General features: G+C 35.1%; 2 protein-coding genes. Both read right to left on the bottom strand.

The genetic code is table 11. The annotated features are described in order from the left end of the window. Nucleotides 1-247: 247 nt before the first annotated feature. A complete protein-coding gene (locus ABMA45_RS05320; RefSeq protein WP_022088849.1) occupies nt 248-5,674 on the bottom strand; it encodes a discoidin domain-containing protein in 5,427 nt (1,808 codons plus the stop codon). Nucleotides 5,675-5,990: 316 nt separating this feature from the next. Further along, nucleotides 5,991-11,150: a galactose-binding domain-containing protein gene (locus ABMA45_RS05315; RefSeq protein ID WP_022088848.1), complete on the bottom strand. Its 5,160-nt coding sequence runs from the start codon at nt 11,148-11,150 to the stop codon at nt 5,991-5,993. Nucleotides 11,151-11,482 lie beyond the last annotated feature (332 nt).

Here is an 11,482-nt window from a genome sequence, read left to right as displayed (position 1 = left end):
TATCAACAGGCTTCGGGGCAGTATATAAATCATTGTTAATTTACTACTATATGGAGTATAGAGAATATTAATTTCTTTGTCAAATTAAAATACCCCATTTGGGTAGATTGTAATCTGACCAAATGGGGTGAAGGATAAGAAATTATTTTATAAGATAATTAAAATTTTTTCTCTGATTTTTTCAAAGTATTATTCAGTTAATGTCAATAATTGTAACACCGGCATTATTCGTTTTTTCTGCAACGCATTATTTTGTTAACACCTGCATTTCCCAGATTGAGTAGCCATAGCCTGTTCCTCTTTCTACTCCCTGGAATTTTACATATCTTGCCTTAACTGCGTTAAATTCTACAGTATCCTCTCTGCCATTCTGGTTTCTCATTTCTTTAACTGTTGTCCAGTTTTCTCCGTCCATTGATACCAAAATGTCGTAGTTCTTTCCGTATGCACCTTCCCAGTTAATAAGCACTTTGTTGATTTCATATGCATTTCCTAAATCCATTGTCATCCATGCATCATCTGCATAATTTGATGACCATCTTGATTCACCATTTCCATCAACTGCCTTTTCGCTTGTCATAGCATCATTTTCTGAGCCTGACTGCTTTGTATCTGCATTTAAAGCAACATTTGTTCCTGATGGAGTATTTGTTTCACCCTGTGAAACTTTTCCTCCGTAAACTTCCATTTCCCAAAGAGAATAGCCGTAGCCTGTTCCTCTTTCTACACCTTGGAATTTTACATATCTTGCTTTTGTTCCATTAAATGATGCAGTATCTTCTCCACCATCCTGGTTTCTCATTTTCTTAACTGTTGTCCATTCTTTTCCGTCTGTTGACACCTGAATATCATAAGCTTTTCCATAAGCAGCTTCCCATTTAAGAACTACTTTTCCAACTGTATATGTTTTTCCTAAGTCTACGCTTATCCATGCATCATCTTCAAACTTTGATGACCAACGTGTTCCGTCATTTCCATCAAATGCATTTGCTGCTACAACATTTTCTCCTTCAGGTGCAGATGATGAAACTTCTTTATTTAATGCAAGATTTCCGTCCGGTGTATCAGGTTCAGCCGGTTGTGTAGGCTGTTCAGGTTCTGTAACGCCTCCCTGTTCTTCACCTTTTCCAAACAATCTTATTTCATATAAAGAGTTTCCATAACCTGTTCCTCTTTCTATGCATTTAATTCTTACATATCTTCCATTTACTGCATTGTCAAATGAAATTGATTCAAGTCCTGTGCTTCTATTTGAATCACCATTCTTCTGTCCACCAATTCCCTTGTTCTGAGTAAACATTGTTTTCCAATTTGTATTATCAGAAGATACCTGAATTTCATATTTCTTTGCGTAAGCACCTTCCCAATACAATTTAATTCCACCAATTTCCTTATTTTCTTTTAAGTCAATTGTAATTGACTGTGGGTCCTCTGCTTTTGATTCCCAACGTGTATTGTAATCTTTATCGATTACGTTTGAAGCCTTACCATCTGCATTTGCTTCTGATGTAACATCGATAACTTCTGCTTTTGATAAGTCAATTTCAGGATAATTTGATAAATCTGCAAATGTAACATCATCAGATGCTGCTACAGGTGCCTTTGTTCCTTTTTTGTAGATTTTGATGTAATTAAGGTTAAATCCACCATCTACAAATTTAAGTTTCATTTTGTATTCACCTTTTTTGAGATGAATTGTCTTATCTGCTTTTACATTTTTCCAATCTGTTTTTGAATTATCTAAGTATGTTGTTAAAATGTAGTCGCTGTCATTATCTGTTTTTAACTTGATTGCACTGCTTTTTTCTGTATTTACACACTGTACTCTGTAATCAACTACATAATCAGCATCTTCTTTTACATTGATTGTGTAAATAAGTGAATCTCCATCATCAATCCAACCAACATATCCACCTTCCTGGTCATTTGTATCAGGTTCACAGCTAAAGTTTGTATAATAATCTTCAGCTTCAATTACACCTGAAACTTCATTTACAGGATCTGTATTCTGTACAGGTACATATGTTACTTTGTCTCCGTTTTCATCTATTGTCTTGTCTTCATTCTTTGTAGGGTCAACATCAACTGTTGAATGTGCAGGTACTTTTGCACTTCCTAAATTTCCATTTGCATTTGCAAAATGTACTGTTATTTCTTTATCAAACGGATTCCAAACTTCAGCTGTGTAAGTTGTCTTTCCATTTGCTGTCTTAGAAAATACCTGATAACTTGTGTAATCTGTCGACCAGATGCTTGTATCAATGTATCCTTTTGCACACATATTCTGGATATACCAATATGAGTTAAACATTTCATCTATTGCAAGAACACCATCAATATAATTTCCATCTGCATTTATATGAGATGTATATTCATTTGCCCAACGGTCAGCAGCACCATCTGCATCACTCAATGCCATAAATGGCCATAAAATGTGATACCATCCTTCAGGGTCAGATTCTCCATTTTTCTCAAGTTTCTTCTGATATGCCTTCTGAATCTGTTCATACTGATTCCAAATGTTATCTACTGTATTTTTTCTGTAACCCATATATGTAATTGCAGGTGTTACAGGAAGTAAATGAATACCCATGATACAGCATGGATTTCCTGAGAAGTATGTACCATTTGTATATCCAAGTCCCCATACCATTCCTGTGTATGGAAGAACATCACAATCTTCATCGCCATATACATCTGTTCCATATCCCGGTGCCCAGTTGTTACTGTCTAATTCTGTTCCTGCATCCATATTGAACCAATACTGTTCAATTGCATCAACCTCTGATGTGTAGCCCCAGATACCTGCATCTCTGTATGTGTTATTTCCTGTTACAAGACCCCATAAGTAAAGTCCTGCCCATGCAAATGTTGCTTCTGATGCTGATTCCTGGTTGTTACCACTGTTGTTATCACCATATCCGCCTGCCCATGAATGTCCTTCATAAACATCGAAGTTTCTCATATATGGTAATAATTCATCATCCTTATCAGGATTCATTGCATCTCTAATTAAAAGTTCAACCATATCACCATAATCTTCTACAAACTGTGAATCATATGATGCTAATACTGCTGCAGGGAATATGAAATATGCCCATAAGAAATGATGGTCTGATAAGTTAATTGCCATACCATGGTCACCACCATCACCACTTACTGCGCCCCAGCTTGTGTGATAATACATGTAATAAGGAAAATCTTCTTCTCCATCATATGTAAGCCAGTTTTCCATTATTTTTCTTAATACGCTGATAAGCTTGTCTCTTGTTTCGTATTCACCTAACTGGTCAGCAATTAAAATACCCATTGTAATAGGATGAGATTTTTTCCCCTGCCAATATGGATCTGCTACCCAATACGATTTTAATGCACTGTCAGTAAACTGTTTCAAATATGCATACATCCATTCTGTATCATAACTTCCTGATTCATTAGGAGTTGTATACTGTGGAATAATTCCGTTAAATTTCTGTGTGTAGTTAAATTCATTTCCTTCATGAATTCTTAAATCACCACGAACTGAATTATAAATTAATACCTTTCCTGATTCAGCCTTCTTATATGAAGCATCTGAATATTTCCACTGATGTGGCATCATACACATTAATGTTGAATTTTCAATTCCATTATCATTTCTCTTCTGACTGATAACTGATTCATATTTTGTTGTATTAACCGCTTTTGATTCATCATATGTAGCTGTTACCTTTGTATCTGTTACATATGAATATGCATGTTTATACATATATGCTAACTGTGCTACAGCTTCTGCGTCTTTAGCTGATTCAGGATTATGAACTTTTGCTGCCTCTTTTTGTGTTGCTAAAAGCTTAATAGGTTCATCTACTGCCAAAGCACCTACAACCATGTAATTCTGATTATCCCCTAATGAAATTTTCAATTTGCTTCCAACTCTTGTTACTGTAGAGCCTGCTGGCATATAAACACCGTAATAATGATACTGTGTCTTATTTCCATCCCCAGGTGCTTCACTTTCATTTTTAGCTTCAACGCCAAACTGATCACCATTTAATGTTTCACCATCTTCTTTTAATACTTCTTTTCCGTCTTTGTCAAAGAATTTTACTAAATTGGCTACATTTATTTCTACAGAAGATGCATCTTCAAATGTTGAATATACATATGGAGAACCTTTAATTAATGTATTTAACATTTTTGGTGAATCTGTATCTGTATATGCTACATCTACTGACCAATCTCCATAGCTATGTAATTTAGCTGATGCTTCTTTTGTTACTGCTGATGTTCCAATTGTAATATCTTTATATTTACTTTCTGCTCCCATACCACCATTATCTGAACGTGTATAGAAACCATCTGCGTAATATAATCCAAGACCTGTTGCTGAATATGAATATACTAATGGAAGTGCCGGCATTGTGTCACTGTACTGAGTATAAACAATAGATGTCCACCAGTCATTTGATGGTATTGCACTTTTTACGTTACTTGTAACATATTTAGGATCTCTTGGCTGTAAAAGGTTTGTATCATCAATTGCATAACTTCCTTTACCTAATTTAACAACTTCTTTCTTTGGTAAATCAGGAATCTGGTTAACTACCTTTTCATCACCATTCTGATACTCATATACTTTAATTTCTCTGATAGAATATCCTGAGCCTCTTCCGTATGCTATTCCCTGCATACGTACATATCTGACATTTTCTGCATAAAATGAAATGTCTTCATCTTCACCATTTCCTCTTATATTTCTATAAACCGTATTCCAGTTGTTTCCATCTGCTGAAACCTGCAAATCATAAATTCTTGCAAATTCTGTCTGCCACTGTAATACAACTCTTCCTACTGTATATTCTTTTCCTAAATCTACAGTAAGATTCTGGTCTGCTGTCTCTGCCACACTGTCAGATGACTGTGATAACCAATATGAATCATAATCATCATCTACTGCATTACTTCCACTTAATGGAGTTGATGCCCACCATGGCTGAGAATAAGAAGATACTGATACTTCTTTGCCCAATGCTATATTCTCTGCTTCTGAAACAGGCGCAATACAATTATCGTCGCCAATTCCATAAATGCCAACTTCTCTTATTGATGCTCCCCAACCTGACTTCTTATCGTCTGAGCCTGACTGGGATTTGCTATAGTTTATTAAGATACGTACATAACGACCATTTCCCTTTGTTAACTTATAATCTTCAGTCGCATCTGTACTTAAAACGTCCTCATAGTAACTGTAGTCAACTGTACCATCTTTTTTAAGTACATTCTTAACTTCTCCTCCGTTACCACTTGTTGTTTCATAGATTTTTGTCCAATTAATTTCATCATCTGAAACTAATACCTGATATGCAACTCCATAGCTGGCATCATTCTGCCAGTCAATAACTACTTTGCTGATATCAGCCTTTCCTCCAAGGTCAACATCTAACCACTGGTTTGCTTTATTAGCTGCTGCTCCCCACTGAGTTGATATTTTACCATCTGTGGCAAAGCTTGCTACATCGCCACCATTTAATGATGAAGCATACGCAGGTCTGTTAGTTGATAATAACCATGGTTTGCTTCTGTCTGCTGCACTTACGTGCAAATTTGAAAAATCTGCGCTTCCTGCTAACATTGCCATACTTAAAGCACATGCTAACGATTTTTTAAGCATTCTGTAATGCTTAGTTCTCATATTACCTTCCTCCTTTTTATTTGGATAAGATAATATAATAAAACTTCCCCTTCATAATGAAATAATATAATTAAACCTTTCCCTTTATTATATATAACAAATTAAGTAAAACTTTTTACGCTCCTCCCTTCCTTTATTTTTGCATTTGCTTTAACTTTTTAAATAAGTAGTCACGTGGATTATTAAACCCACGTAACTACTTATTTAATAAAAATAGCAATTTCTTCAAAAAGTTAATTGTCATTATTTTACTTAATTATGTTCACCCTTTTATGGATAATATTTTTATCCATATATAAACACAGACTAATTGTTTTTATCTTCCATATACCTCAAATTCATAGATTGAATATCCATATGGAAGTGCTCTTGTTACGCCCTGCATTCTCACATATCTTGCATTTACTGCATTAAACGTGATAGTATCTTCTCCACCATCCTGATTTGTCAAATCTTTTACTGTTGTCCAATTATTTCCATCCGTTGATGTCTGAATTTTATAAGCTTTACCATATGCTGCTTCCCAGTTAAGTACAACTTTATCGATTGCATATGTTTTTCCTAAATCTACTGAAATCCATGCATCATCTGCAAAATTTGATGACCATCTTGTTCCTTCATCTCCATCAAATGCATTTGCTGCTGCCATTGCTTCTGTCTCTGCTCCTGATGTTGTTGCTGTTTTATTCTTAGAAACTACGCCATATTCTGCTGTTTCTTTAACAGTTGCATATACTTCCATTTCCCATAATGAATATCCATATGGTAAACCTCTCTTAACACCCTGCATTCTTACATATCTTGCATTTACTGTGTTAAATGTGATTGTATCTATGCCTCCGTTCTTTCCTGTTACATCTTTTGCTGTTGTCCAGTTCTTTCCATCTGTTGATGTCTGAATCTTGTATGATTCTCCATATGCACCTTCCCAGTTAAGTACAACCTTGCTAACTGCATATGTCTTTCCTAAATCTACTACAATCCATGCATCATCTGCAAAATTTGATGACCATCTTGTTCCTTCATCTCCATCAAATGCATTTGCCGCTGCCATTGCATCTGTCTCTGTTCCTGATGTTGATGCTGTTTTACCTTTAGCAACATTTACTAATGTTGTTTCTCCTTCATCTGGTTTCGAAGGTTCTGTAGGCTGTTCAGGTTCTGTTGTACTTCCACCATTAATTGTGTAAGTAGCTGTTGTAACCTCTGAAGCAATCATTCCTTTTCTGTATGCTATTGCTTTAATTGTTGTGTTCTTATTTAAAGTAATGCTTGGTACATAAAGTTTTGAGTTTTCATTTGGTGTAGAACCATCTGTTGTATATCTGATTTCAACACCCTTTGTTGCACTGCTAATCTGTAACTTCTGGTTTCCTGAGTAATTTCCTGACGTTAAGCTAAATGATGGCTGTTCAACCTTCTTTGCTTCATATACTCCAACTTCCCAAAGTGAGTATCCATACTGCATTACTCTCTTTTCGCCCTGAAATCTTACATATCTGCATATCGTTGCATCAAATACAATTTCTTCATCTCCACCTTTTCCTGATGTTGTGCTGTAAACTGTATTCCAACTGTTTCCGTCTACTGATGTCTGAATCTTATATGCTGTTGCATATGAAGCTTCCCAATCAAGTGTTACTTTGTTGATTGTGTAATTTCCACCTAAATCAATGTTGAACCACTGATCATCTGTAAATTCTGATGACCATCTTGTTGTTACATCATTATCTACTAATTTGTCACCACTTACTGATGGATTTTCACTTGAAGATACTGTTACATTCTTTCCTAATGCGATGTTAGTATTCTTTGATACTTTTGCACCATTTACTGTAATTGTTGAAGATGCCATTGCTGATGTAATGTATCCATCTTTTACTGCTATTGCTTTTACTGTTGATGTACTTGATGCAGGAATAATGCCGTCATAAACTTTTGATGAAGTTGTTGGTCTTGTTCCGTCTGTTGTGTAGTAAATTGTTGCACCTTCTGTAGATGACTTAATTTCTACATATTGTGTATCATCATATGTACCTGTTGGAACTGAAATTTCAGGTGTCTGAGCCTGAGTAATATCAAATTTCTTATCTTTGTATACTTCAAAACTTACTAACGCCTTTGCACCAATTGTTGCTGTTCCTAAAGTTGTTCCATTTGCGTTCTTAAATGTTACTTTCTTTGTAGCATTTGTTGGGTTCCATACTGTAGCAGTATATTTATTTGTATTCTTATTGTAGTAAACTGCTGCTGAGCAATCTCCTGTTGCTACAATATCAGTTGTCTTTGTTCCTAATTCTTTCATACTGTTAATGAACCAGTATGTATTTGCTGTATCTGTTTTCTGTACCTTATCATCATTTGCAAGGAATTTCTGTAATGCCAATGTTGGATTTGTCTGTGATAAGAATGGCCATGTAATATGCTGCCAACCTGTATCTGCCTGTGGATATGTATCTAACATTGTCTGAATTTCTTCTTCAGTCTTTCCTTCATTTCTAGCTACGATAACTGCTTTCTTCATAGCTTCATCAGTATCATCTAATAATCCCTGATAAATTTCTGCACATCTTTCCTGATTCATACCGTAGTATGTTAAATATTCAGAAATTGGTAACCACTGAATACCATATACATATAATGGCTGTCCACCAAAGAATGTACCGTAGAAGTTAATTCCTCCATAAACCTGTCCTACAACATCGTATGGCCATTCCTTAACCCAGTTATCTTTATCATAGTCAAACCAGTACTGCTGTACTGCATCCATTTCATTTGAGAAACCAAATACACCTGCATCTCTGTATGTGTCATTTCCTGTAAGTGTTCCCCATAAATATAAGCTTACCCAGCTGAATAATGATTCACTCGCTGATTCCTGGTTGTTACCTGAATCGTTGTCTGCATATCCGCCTGCCCATGAATGTCCTTCATATAAATCGTATGATCTGAATCTACAGAATTCACTATCATTATCAGATGGATTTGCATAATCTCTGATTAGCATTTCAATCATGTCTTTGTAATCATTGTAGAACTCTTCATCATATGTTGCTAATACTGTAGCAGCAAACATGAAATATCCATATGTGAAATGGTGGTCACAAATTGAAGCATTTGCACCAAATTCACTCTGTGCATAATAAAGTGTTCCCCAATTGTTATCATAAATAAAATAACTAATATCATCTTTACCATCATATGTGAACCAGTTAACAAGAATCTTCTTAATTCTTGCAAGGAATTCATCTCTTAATTCTGTATCCCCTAACTGGTCAGCCATAAGAACTCCCATTCCTAATGGATGTAAATTCTTACCTTCCCAATAAGCATCAGCTGCAGGGTTCAAATTCTTTGTTGCATCATCTAACTGTGCTAAATACATCTGAGCCTCTTCACTATCAAAGTCACTTCCTGATGGAATTGCAAATGTCGGAAGAAGACCTGCAAATGTTTTTGTTGTTGTAAATTTATTTGAAATGATTGTCTTTAAATCACCTCTTACAGAAGTATATGTTGTGAATGCATTGTTATCATCTGTTGAATTTTTCCACTGATGAGGAAGCATACATAACATAGATTCATTTGAAAATCCATTTCTCTTTACTGTTGTTGTTAAGTTATAGTGTGAATTAATCTTTGCATTGTCATCACTATAATCATATGTTACGGCTGTATCTGTTACAAATGCATATCCATGTGCAAAGAATGTTTCTAACTGATTCTTTGCCTTCATTGTACCAATTGACATATATCCGTCATCTGAAGGGAATGTTACTTTAATATAACTTCCGATTTTCTTAAATGTTGTATTTTCAGGTACTGTTAAACAATAATAACTTGTTGAGTTCTTTGTACCATTCTTATTGTCATCATCTGTAACCTGAAGTCCAATATGATCTGCTGTAATCTTATCAAGATTATTTGCTAAAATTGTATTTCCATTTGCATCAAAGCACTGTGCATCAGCTGATGATGAAATGTAAATTGTTCTTGTTGTTCCATATTCAGTAAAGATATATGGTGAACCTTTTACATGTGTTGACTGCATTGCTACATGATTGTCATCACATAAACCTACTTTTACTGAATAGTCACTGTAATCCATAACCTTGTCACATGCTGAAGCTGTGTCAAGATTTTCAGGCATAATGTAAAAGTCAGGTTTTGTTTCTGAAACTACTGAAACATTTACATCTGTCTCGCCCATTGCAGGAAGCCAACCTTCTGTAGCAGTTAAAACTCCAAGTCCTTTTGTTGAATATTTTGTCTTTAAAGGTAATGTTGATAATAAGTTTCCAAACTTATTAATTAAAATTGACTGCCACCAGTCATTACTTTCAACAGGAACTTTAACATTATCTGCTGCATAAACCGGAAGCTTAGCTTTTGCTTCATACATGTCATTTGTCAAATAACTTCCTTTATTATTTGCAGTTTTCTTTACCTGAGACTGTGGTAATGCTTCAATATTATGTGTTACCTTCTTGTCTCCATTTTTATATTCGTATACCTGTAATTCATTAATGCTAAATCCACTTCCTGTCTCAACTCTTGTGTATCCATACATTCTTACATAACGTGCATTAGCATAAAGTTCTACATCTTCTACTCTATTTCCTGAACCTTTTGTCTGTCTGTATAATGTTGTCCAATTATTTCCATCTGTTGATGTCTGAATATCATAAATCTTACCTGCATCAGATGCCCAGTTAATAACTACACGTCCAATTTCATGATTTCTGCCCAAATCTACACACAACCACTGGTTGTCTTTTTCACCCGATGTCCAGTATGAATTCATATTTCCATCTACTGCATTCTTAGCAAGTACTGTCGACTGATTAATTACTCCATTGTTATCATACATCCACCACACATCTCTAAGTGATGATGCTGTTACATTCTTGCCTTCTGCAATATTTTTTCCGTAATCTACAGGTCTCTGTGTAACTCCGTTTAAACCAAGAACCTGAAATTCATATAATGAGTATCCATAAGCAGACAAAGCTTTATCTGTCATATAAATTCTTACATATCTTGCTGAGCCACTTAAATCAATTGTTTCGTTTCCACCCTTACATGAATTGTTTGTGTAAACATCTCTCCAGTTTTCTTCATCATCAGAAAACTGAATCTTGTAAGCTGTTGCGTACGCACCTTCCCACATAAGTTTTACACCTGTAATTTGTGTAACTTTTCCGAGGTCTACGTACATCCATTCATTTTTGTTGTTCCATGAACTTTCCCATCTTGTGGATGTTGAGCCATCCACTGCATAAGACGGATCACTGTTTTCTACAGATGAGCTGGCATATACCATTCTTCCGTTCGAAATAACATATGGTGTATTGTCATCCGCTGCCTTTACAGTAGGCATTAAATTCTGCGCAGGTACTACTCCAACTACCAACGCTGCTGAAAGTGCAAAGCTTGCTGCTCTTTTTGACACTTTCCTTAGATTTTTAGTTCTCATTAAATAAAAACCTCCCCTTCATATTTTTTATGAAAAACGCGCTATGCGTTTTTATTCACTTTCTGCGATTACGTAAAATATTTGCCCAATCTCATCATTTCTCGCATAAATATAATTAATAATCTCAACATTTTCCGCATAATATAATTAATACAAACCCTTTCTGATTTCTATTATTATCACTCTACGGTTTTCAATAATAATTCAAAACTCTATACATATTTATTTGGTAATTTTTATTTTTCTAAATTACCAAGATAAAAATAAAGCGTATATTAAAAAGTTTTCAATACACGCATTAACTCACGAAATATCAGGCTGACTTGCCCGCT

The sequence above is a fragment of the Eubacterium sp. CAG:156 genome (assembly GCF_000434315.1).
In the GTDB taxonomy this organism is placed as follows: domain Bacteria; phylum Bacillota; class Clostridia; order Lachnospirales; family Lachnospiraceae; genus Eubacterium_U; species Eubacterium_U album.
This window is presented reverse-complemented; position numbering and strand designations above follow the sequence as displayed.